The organism is Streptomyces sp. NBC_01166 (assembly GCF_045039765.1).
Classification (GTDB): Bacteria; Actinomycetota; Actinomycetes; order Streptomycetales; family Streptomycetaceae; genus Streptomyces.
Map to the genome: position 1 here is coordinate 6463319 of NZ_CP108613.1, position 16884 is coordinate 6480202.

The 16884-nt window shown below is 71.1% G+C and carries 12 protein-coding genes; 5 read left to right on the forward strand and 7 right to left on the reverse strand.

The genetic code is table 11. The annotated features are described in order from the left end of the window. Positions 1–11: 11 nt before the first annotated feature. Positions 12–1556 carry a PucR family transcriptional regulator ligand-binding domain-containing protein gene (locus OG379_RS29635; protein WP_405666025.1) on the reverse strand — a complete coding sequence of 515 codons (1545 nt, stop codon included), beginning with the start codon at positions 1554–1556 and terminating at the stop codon, positions 12–14. A gap of 451 nt (positions 1557–2007) precedes the next feature. On the opposite strand from OG379_RS29635, the gene OG379_RS29640 reads away from it, so the two are divergent. From OG379_RS29640 to OG379_RS29660, 5 genes are all read left to right on the forward strand, one after another. Further along, positions 2008–3468: a purine-cytosine permease family protein gene (locus OG379_RS29640; RefSeq protein ID WP_405666026.1), complete on the forward strand. Its 1461-nt coding sequence runs from the start codon at positions 2008–2010 to the stop codon at positions 3466–3468. 115 nt (positions 3469–3583) lie between these two features. Continuing rightward, positions 3584–4090: a nucleoside deaminase gene (locus OG379_RS29645; RefSeq protein ID WP_405666028.1), complete on the forward strand. Its 507-nt coding sequence runs from the start codon at positions 3584–3586 to the stop codon at positions 4088–4090. Then, a complete protein-coding gene (locus OG379_RS29650) occupies positions 4087–5445 on the forward strand; it encodes an amidohydrolase family protein (protein ID WP_405666030.1) in 1359 nt (452 codons plus the stop codon). Before OG379_RS29645 ends, OG379_RS29650 begins: the two co-directional genes overlap by 4 nt. 292 nt (positions 5446–5737) lie before the next feature. Then, positions 5738–8452 carry an aconitate hydratase AcnA gene (gene acnA / locus OG379_RS29655; protein ID WP_405666031.1) on the forward strand — a complete coding sequence of 905 codons (2715 nt, stop codon included), beginning with the start codon at positions 5738–5740 and terminating at the stop codon, positions 8450–8452. Positions 8453–8522: 70 nt separating this feature from the next. Then, positions 8523–9752 (forward strand): ROK family protein, encoded by a 1230-nt coding sequence (locus tag OG379_RS29660; RefSeq protein ID WP_393764502.1) that lies wholly within the window; start codon positions 8523–8525, stop codon positions 9750–9752. Between the two features lie 42 nt (positions 9753–9794). On the opposite strand, the gene OG379_RS29665 is transcribed toward OG379_RS29660, so the two are convergent. From OG379_RS29665 to xylA, 6 genes are all read right to left on the reverse strand, one after another. Continuing rightward, positions 9795–10874, reverse strand: a complete 1080-nt coding sequence (locus OG379_RS29665; protein ID WP_405666032.1) for a YihY/virulence factor BrkB family protein — start codon at positions 10872–10874, stop codon at positions 9795–9797. Between the two features lie 150 nt (positions 10875–11024). Continuing rightward, positions 11025–12404, reverse strand: coding sequence for a GH1 family beta-glucosidase (locus OG379_RS29670; RefSeq protein ID WP_405666033.1), 1380 nt, complete (start codon positions 12402–12404; stop codon positions 11025–11027). A gap of 9 nt (positions 12405–12413) precedes the next feature. Beyond that, on the reverse strand, positions 12414–13268 hold the full coding sequence (locus OG379_RS29675) for a carbohydrate ABC transporter permease (RefSeq protein WP_393764496.1): 855 nt from the start codon (positions 13266–13268) through the stop codon (positions 12414–12416). Between the two features lie 5 nt (positions 13269–13273). Next, the gene (locus OG379_RS29680; RefSeq protein WP_393764494.1) at positions 13274–14245 is read right to left on the reverse strand and encodes a carbohydrate ABC transporter permease; all 972 of its coding nucleotides are present in this window, start codon (positions 14243–14245) and stop codon (positions 13274–13276) included. An 11-nt stretch (positions 14246–14256) separates the two neighbouring features. Next, the gene (locus tag OG379_RS29685) at positions 14257–15519 is read right to left on the reverse strand and encodes an ABC transporter substrate-binding protein (protein ID WP_405666034.1); all 1263 of its coding nucleotides are present in this window, start codon (positions 15517–15519) and stop codon (positions 14257–14259) included. 146 nt (positions 15520–15665) lie between these two features. Continuing rightward, the gene (xylA, locus tag OG379_RS29690; RefSeq protein WP_405666035.1) at positions 15666–16835 is read right to left on the reverse strand and encodes a xylose isomerase; all 1170 of its coding nucleotides are present in this window, start codon (positions 16833–16835) and stop codon (positions 15666–15668) included. Positions 16836–16884 lie beyond the last annotated feature (49 nt).

The window sequence follows — 16884 nt, forward strand, 5'->3', positions numbered from 1 at the left end:
TGCGAGGTGGCCTACCTGATTCCGAGCGCCAGGCAGAAGTCCACCCGGTCGTGGAGGGTGGCCAGGCTGTGGCCCGTGAGCTGTTCGACGCGCTGGAGGCGGTAGCGCAGTGTGTTGACGTGGACGTGGAGCTGCTGTGCGCACCGCTGCCAGGAGCCGGACGCGTCGAGGAACGCGCTGAGGGTGCCCACGAGGTCGCTGTGGTGCTCGGCGTCGTACCGCTCCAGCACGCCGATCAGCCGCTCCCGGTACATGAGACGCACCTCGTCGGGAACGGCGGCGAGCAGCATCAGGTGCGAGGAGAGTGCCTCGGTGCCCGCGACCCGCACGGGGCCTGTGCCGAGCCGGGCGACGCGCTGGGCGTGTCGGGCCTCCTCCAGCGCCCGGCGCAGCCCGTCCTGCCCCGTCGAGGGCCCCGATACGCCGATCGCGGCCCAGCCGTGCGCGAGGAAGGGGCCGAGCCGGCGGGCGGCCTCCGCGAGCAGGCCGGAGAGGGCGTCGTCCCGGCCGCCGCTGCCGGAGGCCGGGACGAACATCAGATGGCCGTCCGCAGCCGCGAACGGAGCCGAGCAACCGGGTATCTGCTCGTGCACGTCGTCCAGGATCACTGCGGCGAGCTCCGAGCCGTACGGGCGGCCGGTCGTCGTGACGTACGCGACGGCCGGCTGCGCCTCCAGGTCGAGCCCGAGGCTGCGCAGGCGTCCTGCGGCGGGTTCGGTGCGGCCCTCGCGCAGGAGGTCCACGGACTCCCGCAGCAGCCGTTCCTCGATGCGACGGCGTTCCTGCCGGGCGACCCCGTCGAGGGCGAGCAGTGCGCACACCTCCGCGGCGGCGTCCGCGATTCCGGGCGCCCAGTCCCGGTGGTCCCCGGCCGCGGCCAGGTAACCCGCGGGCGGGCGGTGGGCGACGGGGGACTGCACGGGCAGGAAGGTGAGGTGCCCGCCGCCGGGCAGTGGCTGTACGGAGGGGAAGGCGCCGGCGGCGAAGGCCGCCCGCAGGGAGCGCCGGAGATGGTGGGGTGACACGTCCGGCACGGCACCCGCGGTGGGCCGCCCGGTGGCCGAAAGCACCGCGCAGTGCACGCCGGTGGACCGGGCCAGCACCTCGACCAGGCCTTCCGCGCCGGCTCCGGACGCCATGCTGGCCACCAGGCCGCGGTGGAGTCCGGCGCCGGGGGAGCGGCCGACGGGGCCGGCGAGCGCGGCGAGCACGGTCTCGGTGACCGCGGCGTACGACACGTCGTCACCGACCGCCAGCAACGGCAGCCCCTGCCGCTCGCAGGCGTCGGTGAGCGCGCCGGGCAGCTCGCCGACGGCCGCCGAGCCGGCCACCAGGGCCGCGGCGCCCGCCGAGGCGAGCGCCGCGACGAACACGTCGGCGTCCCGGGGCTCCCGGTACCAGGTGGTGGAGGTGAGGACCAGCTCCCCGCCGTCCAGATAGCGGCCGGGGTCGGGCAGATCGGTGGTGTAGACGCCGGTCACCCGGCGGTCCCGTCCGGGCGGGAGCAGCGGGGTGAGGCCGAGGCCGGGTATCCCGAGGAGTTCGGACAGCAGCACCTGGTTCCTGCCTGACGGGAGAGGCGCGGCAGGAGCGGCCGGGCCTCCCGTGGGTGTGTTACGGGCGTGCACACCGCTGGGCACGGGGTTTGGAGAATAGTACGGGGTCACCCCCCTTCCCCGGCCCGTCGTCTGGAGGGCCGTACCGGTCCGCCCGCCGTTCGCCGGGGGTTCACTGAGGGACATCGCAGGACCCGGCCGCATCCCTCCGCCGCCCGGACCGCGCGCCCTCGCGGGACACCGGAGTCCGCGCACCGCAGCCGACCACCCGCGCCACCCCGCAGGACCGCACCACCCGCGCCCTCCCCGCAGGACCGCACCGCCCGAACCAGCCCTCCCCGCAGGACCGCACCACCCGCCCCGAGCCGCATGTCCCCGCGGCCTCGACGCCGCGTTCCACCCGTTCGGTCCCGGCGTCCGGTCGCACTCCCGTCGCCCCTGAGGAGATCCCGTGCGCGCCGAACCGCTGCCCACCAGCCCACCCTCCGTCACCCCGCCCTCCGCCGACGGCGGTGCGCCCGCGCGGGACCGGGGGCCGGGGGCGCACCCGGCCGGCATCGAGCGGGCCGGTGTCGAACCCGTGCCGGTGGACCGCCGGCACGGCCGGCCCCGGTCGCTGTTCACGCTGTGGTTCGGCGCGAACGTGCAGTTCGCGACGCTCAGCGTGGGCGCCCTCTCCACCTCCGTGTTCGGTCTCGACCTGCTGCCAGCGGTCTTCGCCATCACCCTGGGGACCGTGCTCAGCGCGGTGATGGTGGGCCTCTTCTCCACCCGCGGCCCGCTCACCGGCGCACTGCAGCTCATCCAGACCCGAGGACCGTTCGGGCGGCTCGGCGCGCTGCCGTCGGCCGCGTTCACCGTCGTCAACGGTGTCGGCTGGTGCGTCGTCGACACCCTGCTCGGGATGTTCATCCTCCGTGACCTGACCGGCCTCGGTTTCACCCCCGCGCTGCTGCTCATGGCGGCGGCGCAACTGACGGTGGCGGTCCTCGGCTACCGGATGATCCACGCCGTCGAGCGCGGTCTCGCGCTCGCGCTGGTGGTCGTCTTCGCCGTGGTGTCGGTCTACGGATTCGGCGAGGCCCACGCGACCGGACCGACCGATCCCTCGGGTGGTCCCGTCGCCGCGTTCCTGCTGGTCACCGCGGTCACCGCGGCGCGGGGCCTGGGCTGGTCGGCATACGCCTCCGACTACAGCCGTTACCTGCCGGCCACCGCGCGCCCCCGCCGGGTGTTCCTCGCGGCGGGCGGCGGCAGCGCGCTGGCCGGGGTGTGGATCGGTTCGCTGGGCGCGGCGATCGGCACCGTGGCCGCCGTCGACAACCCCAGCACCATGGTCAGCGGCCTGCTCCCGCACGTCCTCGGCACGGTCGTCCTGGGTGCCCTGCTCCTCTCCACCCTCGCGTCCACCGTCATCGACCTGTACTCGGGTGCCATGGCCGCGCTCGCGGCCGGATTCGCCCTTCCCCGCTGGGTGTCCGTCCTGGTCGTCGGCGGCCTGGGCACCGTCCTCTCGTGGTACGCCGGACACGGCGACTTCGCGGCGCAGCTGCAGGACTTCCTGCTGATGACCGGCTACTGGCTGGCGCCCTGGGGCGCGGTGCTCGTCACGGCGTACTGGTGGCGGGAACGCGGCCTGCACGACACGGCCCGGCTGTTCGACTCCCGGCACCGCTTCGGCTGGGGGCTGCCGTCGATACTGATCGCCCTGCTCGCCGAGATCCCGTTCATGAACCAGTCCCTCTACACGGGACCGCTGGCCGCCGCCCACCCGGCCGTGGGGCCCTTCGGGCTGCTCGTGGGATTCGCCGTGTCGGCCGCCGTGTACGCCGCGCTGACCGCCTGGCGTCCCACCCCGCCCGGCGGCCTCCCCGCCTCCGGCACACCGGCCGAGGCCCTGCCCACCGCCTGACCCGCATCAGGCATCCGCCTCCCCGCCCCCGATCCGCCCGCCACCCCGCCGATCCCGCACCGCCCCCCACGAGCCCATGCGCCCGAACCGCACCCGCACGAACCGAGGAGATCCCTTGAACCCCGCAGCCCCCGCCGCCCTGGCCCCCGACGAGGAGGCGTTCCTGACCGCCGCCATCGACCTCGCCGCCCGTTCGCGCAAGGACGGCAACCACCCCTTCGGATCCCTGCTGGTCCTGGACGGAACGGCCGTCCTGGAGGCCGGCAACACCGTCACCACCGGCCGGGACGCCACCGGCCACGCGGAGACCAACCTGGTCCGGCTGGCGACCGCCGCGTACACCCGCGCCGAACTCACCCGCGCCACCCTGTACACCAGCACCGAGCCCTGTGCGATGTGCTCGGGCGCCGTCTACTGGAGCGGTATCGGACGCGTCGTCTACGCCCTCGGAGAGGACGAACTCCTCGCCCTGACCGGCGCCGACGAGGAGAACCCCACCATGGCGCTGCCGTGCCGCACCGTCTTCGCCTCGGGTCAGCGGCCCGTGGAGGTCTCCGGACCGCACCTTCACGACCGGGCCGCGGCCGTCCACGCCGGTTTCTGGACGGGGGCCGGCGCATGACCGCCCGTCACCCCCGCACGCTGATCCGCAACGGCATCGTCCTGCCCTGCGAAGGGCGCAGGGCGGTCCTCGACCCCGGGTCGGTCCTGATCGAGAACGGCAGGATCACCGCCGTGGGCGCCGTCGCGGACCTGGACGCGGCAGCAGCCGACGCCGTCGTCGTGGACGCCACCGGGCACGCGGTCATCCCCGGACTGCACAACACCCACCTGCACTCCGGACTGCTGCGCGGCACCGCCGAGTCCAAATCGCTGTGGGACTGGCTGCGCGACTACGTCGACCCCGCGCACAAGGCCCTCACCCCCGAGATCGCCGAGGCCGCGTCCCTCCTCTGCTACACCGAGTCGCTGCGCGCGGGGACCACCTCGGTCATGGACATGTGGCGCCACATGGAGGGCTCCGCCCGGGCCGCCGCACAGGTCGGCATCCGCGCCACCCTCGTCCCCTACGTCGCGGACCTGCCCGGTTACGACTACTTCGAGACGCTCGACACCAACCGCCGGCTGCTGGAGGAGTACCGCACCCACGCCGAGGACCGCGTCCGGTCCTGGGTGGGTCTGGAGCACCTCTTCTACTGTTCGGAGGAGGCGTTCAAGGCGGCAGCGGCCCTGGCCGACGAATTCGACACGGGCCTGCACACCCACTCCTCGGAGACGACCTGGGAGGTGGAGGAGTCCCTGCGGCTGACGGGCCGCCGGCCGATCGAGGAGTTCCACCACCGGGGCATCCTCGGCCCACGCACGGTCGTGGCGCACTGCGTCTGGCTCGACGACCACGAACTCGACCTCCTCGCGAGCACCGGCACGGCGGTCTCGCACTGCCCCTGCTCCAACATGAAGCTCTCCTCCGGGCCCGCCCGCATCATGGACATGCGAAGCCGGGGCATCACGGTGGGGCTCGGCAGCGACGGTGAGAAGGAGAACAACAACCTGGACCTGCTGGAGGAGATGAAGTTCGCGTCCCTCCTGCAGAAGCTGACGACCCTGGACCCCACGACCGGCGACCCGTGGGACATCCTCGCCATGGCCACGCTCGACGGTGCCCGAGCCCTCGGTCTGGACGGGGAGACCGGCTCGCTCGAAGCGGGGAAGAAGGCCGACGTGGTGACCGTCGACCTGCGTGCCCTGCACACCACCCCGCTGCTGCACGGACCCGACTTCAACGCCGCCGCCCACCTGGTCTTCTCGGCCGGTGCGGCCGACGTGGCCGACGTGTGGGTGGACGGCCACCGGCTGGTGGAGGGCGGCCGGGTCCGCAGCGTCGACCCGGTGACGGTCCGCGACCGGGCCCAGAGCGCCGCCGAGGACCTCTTCCACAGGAGGGCGGCGCTCCCCGCGACGGCTCCGGGGGCGTGACGGCCGTGCCCCGGCCGGTGCGATCACCACACGAGCGGGTAGGCGGCCCGGGTGAGGCCCGCCTGCCCGCGTCGGTGCGGCGCAGGACACGGGTGCCCGGGCATGACCGCGCGGCGGCGATGTACTAGAGTTATCTCGACATCGAGATATCTGCCGAGGCGCACCGCAGCCGCCGCTCGGTAAGGGTTACCTAACTAATCCTTACCTTAGCGGATGGTGGGGGCCGCAGGCGGCGCCGGCCGCACATGAGGCGCGGCGCGGTTGAACGCGCACATTGAAGAAGGAGACTGTCGTGTCGGCGAACAGCTTCGACGCCCGCAGCACGCTGCGCGTGGGTGACGAGTCGTACGAGATCTTCAAGCTGGACAAGGTCGAGGGCTCCGCGCGCCTCCCTTACAGCCTGAAGGTGCTGCTGGAGAACCTGCTCCGCACGGAGGACGGCGCGAACATCACCGCCGACCACATCCGTGCGCTCGGCGGCTGGGACTCCCAGGCCCAGCCCAGCCAGGAGATCCAGTTCACGCCGGCCCGCGTGATCATGCAGGACTTCACGGGTGTCCCCTGTGTCGTGGACCTCGCCACCATGCGTGAGGCCGTCAAGGAGCTCGGCGGCGACGCCACGAAGATCAACCCGCTGGCCCCGGCCGAGCTGGTCATCGACCACTCCGTCATCGCCGACAAGTTCGGCACCAACGACGCGTTCGCCCAGAACGTCGAGCTGGAGTACGGCCGCAACAAGGAGCGCTACCAGTTCCTGCGCTGGGGCCAGACCGCCTTCGACGAGTTCAAGGTCGTCCCCCCGGGCACCGGCATCGTCCACCAGGTCAACATCGAGCACCTGGCCCGCACGGTCATGGTCCGTAACGGCCAGGCGTACCCCGACACCCTCGTCGGCACCGACTCGCACACCACGATGGTCAACGGCCTCGGTGTGCTGGGCTGGGGCGTCGGCGGCATCGAGGCCGAGGCCGCGATGCTCGGCCAGCCGGTCTCCATGCTCATCCCGCGCGTCGTCGGCTTCAAGCTGACCGGCGAGCTCCCGGCCGGCACCACCGCCACCGACCTCGTGCTGACCATCACCGAGATGCTCCGCAAGCACGGCGTCGTCGGCAAGTTCGTCGAGTTCTACGGTGAGGGCGTCGCCGCCACCTCCCTCGCGAACCGCGCCACCATCGGCAACATGTCGCCGGAGTTCGGCTCCACCGCCGCGATCTTCCCGATCGACGACGAGACGCTGAAGTACCTCCGCCTGACCGGCCGTGACGCGCAGCAGGTCGCGCTCGTCGAGGCGTACGCCAAGGAGCAGGGCCTCTGGCTCGACCCGGCCGCCGAGCCGGACTTCTCCGAGAAGCTGGAGCTCGACCTCTCCACGGTCGTCCCCTCCATCGCCGGCCCGAAGCGCCCGCAGGACCGCATCGTCCTCGCGAACGCCAAGGCGCAGTTCGCCCAGGACGTACGCAACTACGTCTCCGACGACGAGGAGGCGGGCAAGGAGTCCTTCCCGGCCTCCGACTCCCCGGCCGCCACCAACGGCGTCCCGTCGAACCCGGTCACCGTCACCGCCCCCGACGGCACGACGTACGAGCTGGACCACGGCGCCGTCACCGTCGCCGCGATCACCTCCTGCACCAACACCTCGAACCCGTACGTCATGGTCGCCGCGGCGCTCGTGGCGAAGAAGGCCGTCGAGAAGGGCCTGACCCGCAAGCCGTGGGTCAAGACCACTCTCGCCCCGGGCTCGAAGGTCGTCACCGACTACTTCGACAAGGCGGGCCTGACCCCCTACCTCGACAAGGTCGGCTTCAACCTCGTCGGCTACGGCTGCACCACCTGCATCGGCAACTCCGGCCCGCTGCCGGAAGAGGTCTCCAAGGCGGTCAACGACCACGACCTGGCCGTGACCTCGGTGCTCTCCGGCAACCGTAACTTCGAGGGCCGGATCAACCCCGACGTCAAGATGAACTACCTGGCGTCCCCGCCGCTGGTCGTCGCGTACGCCATCGCGGGTTCGATGAAGGTCGACATCACCAAGGACGCCCTCGGCGTCGACCAGGACGGCAAGCCCGTCTTCCTCCAGGACATCTGGCCCTCCGAGGCCGAGGTCAACGACGTCGTCGCCAACTCCATCGGCGAGGACATGTTCAACAAGTCCTACCAGGACGTCTTCGCGGGCGACGCCCAGTGGCAGGCCCTGTCGATCCCGACCGGCAACACCTTCGAGTGGGACTCCGAGTCCACCTACGTGCGCAAGCCCCCGTACTTCGAGGGCATGACGATGGAGACGACCCCGGTCGAGGACATCACCGGCGCCCGGGTGCTCGCCAAGCTCGGCGACTCGGTCACCACCGACCACATCTCCCCGGCCGGTGCGATCAAGGCCGACACCCCGGCCGGCAAGTACCTCACGGAGCACGGCATCGAGCGCCGTGACTTCAACTCCTACGGCTCGCGCCGTGGCAACCACGAGGTCATGATCCGCGGCACGTTCGCCAACATCCGCCTGCGCAACCAGATCGCGCCGGGCACCGAGGGCGGCTTCACCCGCGACTTCACCCAGGCTGACGGGCCGGTGTCGTTCATCTACGACGCCTCCCAGAACTACCAGGCCGCGGGCACCCCGCTCGTGATCCTGGCGGGCAAGGAGTACGGCTCCGGCTCGTCCCGCGACTGGGCCGCCAAGGGCACCGCGCTCCTGGGCGTCAAGGCCGTCATCGCCGAGTCCTACGAGCGCATCCACCGCTCGAACCTCATCGGCATGGGCGTCCTCCCGCTCCAGTTCCCGGAGGGTCACACCGCCGAGTCCCTCGGCCTCACCGGCGAGGAGACCTTCTCCTTCACCGGCGTGACCGAGCTGAACGACGGCACCACGCCGCGCACCGTCAAGGTCACCACCGACACCGGTGTCGAGTTCGACGGCGTCGTCCGCATCGACACCCCCGGCGAGGCGGACTACTACCGCAACGGCGGCATCCTGCAGTACGTGCTCCGCAGCCTGATCCGCAAGTAAGGGCACCGCGAAGTGAGCGAGGGCCGCACCCCCGGGGTGCGGCCCTCCGTTCGTTAGGCTCCGAGGTCTGATGAAGAACACCCTCACCTCGCCGGCGGCCAAGGCCGGACACGAGTCCGTGCGCCGTCACAACCTCAGCCTGGTCCTGCGGACCGTCCGTGACGAGGGCGAGGTCACCCGGGCCCGGGTGGCGAGCCTTGTGGGGCTGACCAGGGCCGCCGTCTCCTCTCTGGTCGAGGAGCTGCTCGCGCTGGACTGCCTCAGCGAGTCCGGCAAGACCTCCAGCGGATCGGCCGGCCGCCCCGGCACCGTGCTGAAGCTCTCCCGCACCGGTCCGGCCGGGCTCGGCGTGGAGATCAACATCGACTACGTCTCCGTGTGCGCCGTCGACCTCACCGGCACCGACCGGGTCCGGGTCACCGAGCACACCGACCACCGGGACGTCCCGCCCGCCGAGGTCCTGGCCCACGCCGCCCGGCTCACCAACCGGGTCATCGCCTCCACCCGGGAACAGGAACTGCGGGTGGTCGGCGTCGAGCTGGCGCTGCCCGGCCTCGTCTCGGGCGGCGTCGTCCGGCAGGCCCCCAACCTCGGCTGGAGCAGGGTCGCGGCCGAGGGCATCTTCGGTCAGGCGCTCAGCACGCTGCGCCCGGCCGGGCGGGCGCTGGCCGTCGGCTCCGACAACGAGGCCAACCTCGCGGCCCTCGCCGAGCTGTGGTTCGGCGGACTCGGCGGCGTACGCACCTTCCTCTATCTCACCGGTGAGATCGGCGTGGGCGGCGCGCTCGTGGTGAACGGCGAAATGCTCCGCGGCGCCCACGGGTTCGCCGGCGAGATCGGGCACGTCGTCGTCGACCCGCAGGGCCCCCTCTGCCGGTGCGGCGCGCACGGCTGCCTGGAGCAGTACGCCGGCCGGGCGGCGCTGCTGCGAGCCGCCGGGATCGACCCGGACACGGGTGTGCGCGGGATCGACGAGCTGGAGCAGCGTGCGGCGGCCGGCCAGAAGCGGGCCGTCTCGGCGCTGCGGGAGGCGGGGGACCGGATGGGCGTGGTGCTGGCCGGTGCGGTGAACCTCTTCGACCCGGAGGCGGTCGTCCTGGGCGGGATCTACCGCAACCTCATGCCCTGGCTGGAGGAGTCCGCGGACGCCCAGCTCACCGCGCGGGTGGTGTCGGGCCGCTGGCACGCGAACGGCAGCCGGCTGCGGGCCTCGTCCGTCTCCGGTGACGCGGCGCGGGGCGCGGCGGCCCGGGTGATGTACGAGGTGCTGGAGAACCCGGCGGCGTACGCCCTGCGGTGAGGGCGTACGCCGCACGGCCGGACCGAGCCGTCCGGAGGCCGTTCAGCCGAGGTGGCGGTGGTCCTCCTCGGTCCACTTGGTGGTGTCACGCGGTTCCACGTACGGCTCCTCGGCCTCGGGGTGGCCGCCGTCGATGGCCCGCTGGCGGGCCATCTCCGCATCGAATTCGAGGCCGAGCAGGATCGCCAGGTTGGTGATCCAGAGCCACACCAGGAAGATGATCACGCCGGCGAGGGCGCCGTACGTCTTGTTGTACGAGGAGAAGTGCGCCACGTACAGCGCGAAGCCGGCCGAGGCGATCATCCAGAGCAGCAGGGCGAGGAAGCTGCCGGGGGTCACCCACTTGAAGCCCCGGCCCCGGGCGTTGGGCGCGGCCCAGTACAGAAGCGCGATCATCACGATGACGAGCAGGACCAGGACCGGCCACTTCGCGATCGACCAGGCCGTCATGGCGGGGCCGCCGACTCCCAGGGCGGAACCCGCCCGCTGGGCGAGGGGACCGGTGAACACCACGATCAGGGCGCTGATGACCGCCAGCACCATCAGGGTCACCGTCAGCGCCAGGCGCAGGGGCAGCACCTTCCACACCGGTCGCCCCTCGGGCATGTCGTAGACGACGTTGGAGGAGCGGATGAAGGCCGCGATGTAGCCGGAGGCCGACCACACGGCCAGCAGCAGACCGACGACGGCCATCAGCGACCCCGTGCCACCGTTGCCCTGCAGCTGCTGCACCGCTCCGGAAAGGATGTCCCGGACCGGTCCGGGGGCGAGCTTCTGCAGGTTGTCCATCACCTGCTGAGTGGCGGACTCGCCCGCGATACCGAGCAGGGACACCAGGACGAGCAGTGCGGGGAAGAGCGAGAGGACGCTGTAGTAGGTCAGGGCGGCGGCCCGGTCGGCGAGTTCGTCGTCCGTGAACTCGGCCACCGTGCGCTTCAGCACCGCCCACCACGACCTCCTGGGCATGGCGGCCGGCCCGTCGGGTGCGGCGCGCTCCACCTCCGGGTCCGGACCGATGTGATCCGAGGTCGGTGTGGCGTCGTCCGCGCGGTCTCCGTAGCGGTCGGAGCCGTCGTGGCCGCCGAGGGTGTGGTGAGCCTGTGGTTCCGGTGTCCGTGCCATGGGAGTCCGGTAACCGCCCAGGCCGGACGGAAACCGGTTGAGCCGGGATTCGCTCAGGCTCCGTCCCGCGCCACCGGTGCGCGGGAGAGACACGTACGGGCCCGGGACGGCTGTTCGACCGTCCCGGGCCCGCGAGCCGTATCCGTGCGATCAGGCCCTGTGCGCCGCGATCAGCTGCTGATACCAGCGGTAGCTGTCCTTCGGGGTGCGCTCCAGGGTGTCGTAGTCGACGCGGATGATCCCGAACCGCTTCGCATAGCCCAGCGCCCACTCGAAGTTGTCCAGCAGCGACCACACGTAGTACCCGCGTACGTCGACACCGGCGTCCATCGCCGCGCGCAGCGCCGTCAGATGGGTGCGCAGGTACTCCACCCGGTCCGCGTCGTGGATGGAACCGTCGGCCTCGACGCTGTCGAACTCCGCCGAGCCGTTCTCCGTGATGTGCACCGGAGGCAGGGCGTCGCCGTAGGTCTGCTTCAGCACGGTCAGCAGATCGGTGAACGACTCCGGGACGACCGGCCAGCCCATGGCGGTGCGCCGCACGTCCGGGTACTGGCCCTCCGTGTAGCGGTTGTCCGTGGCCACGCGCAGCGCCGGGTCCGCCTCGCGGTGCGGGGCGGCGGCGACCACGATCGGCCGGTAGTAGTTGATGCCGAGGAAGTCCATCGGCTGGGAGATCAGCTCCAGGTCGCCCTCGCGGCGGAAGTCCTGGCCGGTGATCAGCTCGCCCCAGGTCTCCTCCTCGGTGGCCGGGTAGCGGCCACCGAGGAGCGGCTCGGTCCACACCAGGTTGTGCTGGGTGTCCGCGCGGACGACCGCGGCGAGGTCGGCGTCCGACTCGGTGGCCGGGACGTTGCGGTCCAGGTTGAGCGTGATGCCCGCCTCGCGGACGCCTGCCGCGCGCAGCGCGTTCATCGCGTGGCCGTGACCGACCAGCAGGTGGTGCGCGGCGGCCAGCGCCCCGCGGCCCTCCTGGGCGCCCGGCGCGTGCCGGCCGACGGAGTAGCCGAGGAACGCGCTGCACCAGGGCTCGTTGAGGGTGATCCAGCGCGGCACCCGGTCGCCCAGGTGCTCGGCCATGATCGCCGTGTACTCGCCGAAGCGCTCCGCCGTCTCCCGTACGCGCCAGCCGCCCTTGTCCTCCAGGGCCTGCGGCAGGTCCCAGTGGTAGAGGGTGGCGGCCGGCTCGATGCCCGCCTCCAGGAGCGAGTCGACGAGCCGGGAGTAGAAGTCCAGCCCCTTCGGGTTGACCGCCCCGCTGCCCGTGGCCTGGATGCGGGACCAGGCGATGGAGAAGCGGTACGACTCCACGCCCAGTTCGCGCAGCAGTGCCACGTCCTCGGGGTAGCGGTGGTAGTGGTCGCAGGCCACGTCGCCCGTGTCGCCGCCGTCCGTCCGTCCGGGCGTGTGGCTGTAGGTGTCCCAGATGGACGGGCCGCGGCCGTCTTCCTCCACGGCGCCCTCGATCTGGTACGAGGCCGTGGCCGCGCCGAAGACGAAGCCGGGCGGGAAGACCGGGAAGTCACTCATGGAGAACCTTTACTTGACCGAGCCGCCGGTGATCCCGGCGGCGATGTACTTCTGGGACAGGACGAGGAGGACCGCGGCGGGCACGGCCGAGAGCACGGACGCGGCCATGACCGAGCCCCAGTCGCCGACGTGCGCGCCGATGTACTGGTAGATGCCCAGGGTGATCGGCTTGACGTCGTCCGTCGTGTTCAGCGTGAGCGCGAACATGAAGTCGCTCCACGCGTAGAGGAACGAGAACAGCCCGGCGGTGATCAGTGAGTTGCGGCTCATCGGCAGGACGACCTGGACGAACGTACGGATACGGCCCGCGCCGTCCACCTCGGCGGCCTCGATGACCTCGCGCGGGATCGACACCATGAACGACCGCATCAGCACGATCGCGAAGGGGATGCCCAGCGAGGCGTCCGCCAGCATCAGGCCGAAGTAGGAGTTGACCAGGCCGAGGTCCACGTACGCGCTGTACAGGGCGTTGGCGATGACGATGCCCGGCACCATCTGGGTGATGAGCGTGCCGAAGACGATCGTCTTGCCGCCGCGCAGCTTGAACTGCGCCAGGCCGTACGCCGCCGGCGCGGAGATCGCCAGACAGATCGCCACGGCGCCGAGCGCCACGGCCAGCGAGGTCAGCAGGTTGCCGCCCTGCTCCGTGATGGCGGAGGTGAAGCCGGAGAAGTCGACACCGGTCGGGACCGGGCCCACGTCGACCAGGCTCGCGTCCGGCTGCAGCGCGGTGTTGATCATCCAGTACAGCGGGAACAGCATGACCGCGAGGACGACGACGCCGAAGACGGTCGCACCCCAGCGGCGCTTGGGCCGGTGGACGGCGGGTGCCGGGGCGGCGGGGATCTGGGTGGTGGTCGCCATGCCGGTCACTTCCCCTCGTTGCGGTTGACCCGCAGGTAGAACACCGCGAAGACGGCGGAGATCAGGATCAGGATGTTGCCGACCACGGCACCGGCCCCGAAGTCCATCTGGACGAAGGAGTTCTGGTACGTGAGCGTGCCGAGCGTCTGCGTGGAGTCGGCGGGGCCGCCGTCGGTGAGGGCGAGGACCAGGTCGAGGATCTTGACCGTCGACATGAAGCCGAGGACCAGCACCACGGTGATGACGGGCTTGAGCATGGGCAGGGTGACCGAGCGGAACGTACGCCAGGCGGAGGCGCCGTCGAGCGCGGCGGCCTCGCTCAGCTCCTTCGGGACCTCCTGGAGGCCGCCGTAGAGGATCACCATGTTGAACGGGATGCCGATCCAGATGTTCACCAGGATCACCGAGATCAGCGCCATGCTGGTGCTGGTCAGCCAGGGCGTGTCACCGGGGAGGCCGACGGTGCCCAGGAAGGAGTTGAGGACGCCGGTGTCCTGGTCGAAGATGCGTCGCCAGACGATGCCGGAGACGACCATCGGGACCAGCCACGGCAGCAGGATCAGCGAGCGCAGGATCCCGTTGAGCGGGAAGCGGCGGGTGAAGAAGACGGCGAGGGCCAGACCGATGCAGAACTGGCCGACGAGCGATCCGACGGTGAAGAGGATCGTCTGCCAGAGGGCCTTGCCGAACAGCCCGTCGTTGAAGACGTTGCTCCAGTTGTCCGTGCCGTTGAACGGCGCCTCGCCGGTGAAGAAGGTGGACGGCGAGTAGTCCTGGAAGCTCATCACGATGTTGCGGACGAGCGGGTAGCCGAAGAACAGCGCCATGAAGATCACGGCGGGGGCGATGAACCCCCACTGGGCCAGCGACTTGCGCCGCCTGGCGCTCCGCGGGTTCACGGGCTTCTTGACCGCGCCGGCCGCGGGGGCCTTCGGGTCGGCGGGCAGCGCGGCGGCTGAGGCTGTGGTGGAAGACATGGTTCGTTACCTCAGTTCCCGCTCGTGACCTGCTGCTGGGCACGCTTCAGAGCGGCCTCGCTGGACTCGCCGGTGAGCGCCGACTGGAAGGCGCTCTGCAGGGCGAGCGACACCGACGACCACTGCGCGCCGACCTTCGCGGTACGGGAACGGGCCGTGGCGACCTGGTCGGCCAGCGCCGCCAGCTCGGGGGTCTTCTTCCGCCAGATGTCGGCCGCCTTGGTGTTGGCCGGGACCATCCAGCTGTTGATGGCGTAGGAGATCTCCTCCTGCTCGCCCGACATGCAGCCGATGATCTTGGCAGCCGTCTTCTCGCGCTCGGTGTCGCTGGTGTTGGGCACGGTGAGCACCCCGCCGCCCAGCGGGCCGACCGAGTCGTCGCCCGCCTCGGGCACCGGGATCTCGGCGATGCCCCAGTCGAGCCCCTTCTTGGAGTTCAGGGTCTCGACCTGCCACGGGCCGTTGATCATCATGGCCGCGTTGCCGGCCATGAACTGGTCGTTCACATCGGCCTGGGTCCAGTTGACCGTGGACTTGGAGAGCGAGCCGTCCTTCAGGAGCGCCTTCCAGTAGTCGAGCGCCCCGGCGACCTCGGGGGTGTCGAGCTTCGACTCGTCACCGCCGTTGGACCACATGAACGGGGTGAACTGGAAGACGCCGTCCTCCGCGCCGCCCGCGCTCAGCGCCAGGCCGTACCGCTTGCCCTGGGTCAGCTTCTTGGCCGTCGACTGCATCTCGGCCCAGGTGGTGGGTACCTTCAGGCCGGCCTTGTCGAGGGTGTCCTTGTTGTAGAACAGCGCCAGGGTGTTCACCGTGCGCGCGGCCCCGTAGTACTCCCCGTCGAACGAGCCGAAGTCGACGATCCCCTCGGGGATGTCCGTCGTGGTCAGCCCGAGGTCCTTCAGCGGGATGAGCCCGCCGGCCTCGGCGAACGTCGGCATCTCGGAGGCGTCCAGCTGGAGGACGTCCGGCAGCGACTTCGAGGACGCCATGCGCAGCGCCTTCGTCATGAGCTGGGCGGCCGGGACGCTCTGCTGCTCGATGGTGATCCCGAGCTGCTTGCTGCAGCGCTTGAGGGTGTCACCGTCCCAGCGGTGGTACGACTCGTCGGTCGAGGAGTTCATGACGGTGTAGACGTCCTCGTCCCGCTGCTGGCCGCACCCCGACAGAACGGTGCCGGCGACGATCGCGGAGACGACGGTGAGAGGGACGACGAGCCGCCTGCTGCGACGGGTGCGGCGTCCGGTCCGCCCGTCGGGGGAAGGTTCTGTCACGGTGGTGCCCTTGCGGTGAGAGGGGGGCCGGGACCCATGGGAACGCTCCCACGGGATACTCGTCAAGCCCCTGCGCGGATCCGGCGGTGTCACGGCGGGGGAGAGCTGCGGGGTGTCCGGCGGCGGACCGCCGGACACCAGGGGCATCAGCGGACGCCGATGAGGTGTTCCATGGCGAGCTGGTCGAGGGCTTCGAAGGCCATGGAGCGTTCGGCGGCGGCGGTCGCGTCGAAGTCCTCGTAGGCGGACTTGTCGGCGAGGAGGGCCTTGAGGCCGTCGTCGGCGGTGGGGCGGGCGAGTTCGTCGAGGCGGGAGGCGGTCAGGGCCTCCTGGACGGCGGGGTCGGCGCGGAAGGCGGCGGCGCGCTCCTTGAGGATGAGGTAGTTGCGCATGCAGTTCTTCGCGGACTCCCACACCCCGTCGATGCCGTCGGTGCGCACGGGCTTGAAGTCGAAGTGGAGGGAGCCGTCGTAGCCGGCGGTCTCCAGGAGGTCGACGAGCCAGAAGGCCTGGCGCAGGTCGCCGGCGCCGAAGCGGAAGTCCTGGTCGTACTTGATGCCGGACTGGCCGTTGAGGTCGAGGTGGAAGAGCTTGCCGGACCACAGGGCCTGGGCGATGCCGTGGGGGAAGTTCAGGCCGGCCATCTGCTCGTGCCCGGTCTCGGGGTTCACGCCGACCATCTCGGGGCGTTCCAGGCGCTCGATGAAGGCCAGTGCGTGGCCGATCGTGGGCAGGAGGATGTCGCCGCGGGGCTCGTTGGGCTTGGGCTCGATCGCGAAGCGCAGGTCGTAGCCCTGCTCGGTGACGTAGTCGCCCAGCAGGTCGAAGGCCTCCTTCATCCGGTCCAGGGCCACACGCACGTCCTTGGCGCCGCCGGACTCCGCGCCCTCACGCCCGCCCCAGGCCACATACGTGCTCGCGCCGAGCTCGACGGCCAGGTCGATGTTGCGGATGACCTTGCGCAGCGCGAAACGCCGCACGGCACGGTCGTTGGAGGTGAAACCGCCGTCCTTGAACACCGGGTGCGTGAACAGGTTCGTGGTGGCCATCGGGACCTTCATCCCGGTGCGCTCCAGCGCGTCCTTGAACCGGCCGATCAGCCGCTCCCGCTCGGCCTCGGAGGACCCGAACGGAATCAGGTCGTCGTCGTGGAACGTCACTCCGTGGGCACCGAGCTCGGCGAGCCGCTCCACCGACTCGACCGGGTCCAGCGCGGGACGCGTCGCGTCACCGAACGGGTCGTTGCCACGCCAGCCCACGGTCCAGAGACCGAAGGTGAACCTGTCCGCGGGGGTGGGGGTGAAGCGGTCCGACATTGCACAGCCTCTTGCTCGACGTCAGGCCCGGCGACAGCTCCGCCGGCCG

What these genes read in the sequence shown, in the direction of transcription:
- OG379_RS29680 (WP_393764494.1), bottom strand. Translation starts at nt 14,245, where the DNA reads ATGTCTTCCACCACAGCCTCAGCCGCCGCGCTGCCCGCCGACCCGAAG.
- OG379_RS29675 (WP_393764496.1), bottom strand. Translation starts at nt 13,268, where the DNA reads ATGGCGACCACCACCCAGATCCCCGCCGCCCCGGCACCCGCCGTCCAC.
- OG379_RS29650 (WP_405666030.1), top strand. Translation starts at nt 4,087, where the DNA reads ATGACCGCCCGTCACCCCCGCACGCTGATCCGCAACGGCATCGTCCTG.
- OG379_RS29660 (WP_393764502.1), top strand. Translation starts at nt 8,523, where the DNA reads ATGAAGAACACCCTCACCTCGCCGGCGGCCAAGGCCGGACACGAGTCC.
- xylA (WP_405666035.1), bottom strand. Translation starts at nt 16,835, where the DNA reads ATGTCGGACCGCTTCACCCCCACCCCCGCGGACAGGTTCACCTTCGGT.
- OG379_RS29665 (WP_405666032.1), bottom strand. Translation starts at nt 10,874, where the DNA reads ATGGCACGGACACCGGAACCACAGGCTCACCACACCCTCGGCGGCCAC.
- OG379_RS29670 (WP_405666033.1), bottom strand. Translation starts at nt 12,404, where the DNA reads ATGAGTGACTTCCCGGTCTTCCCGCCCGGCTTCGTCTTCGGCGCGGCC.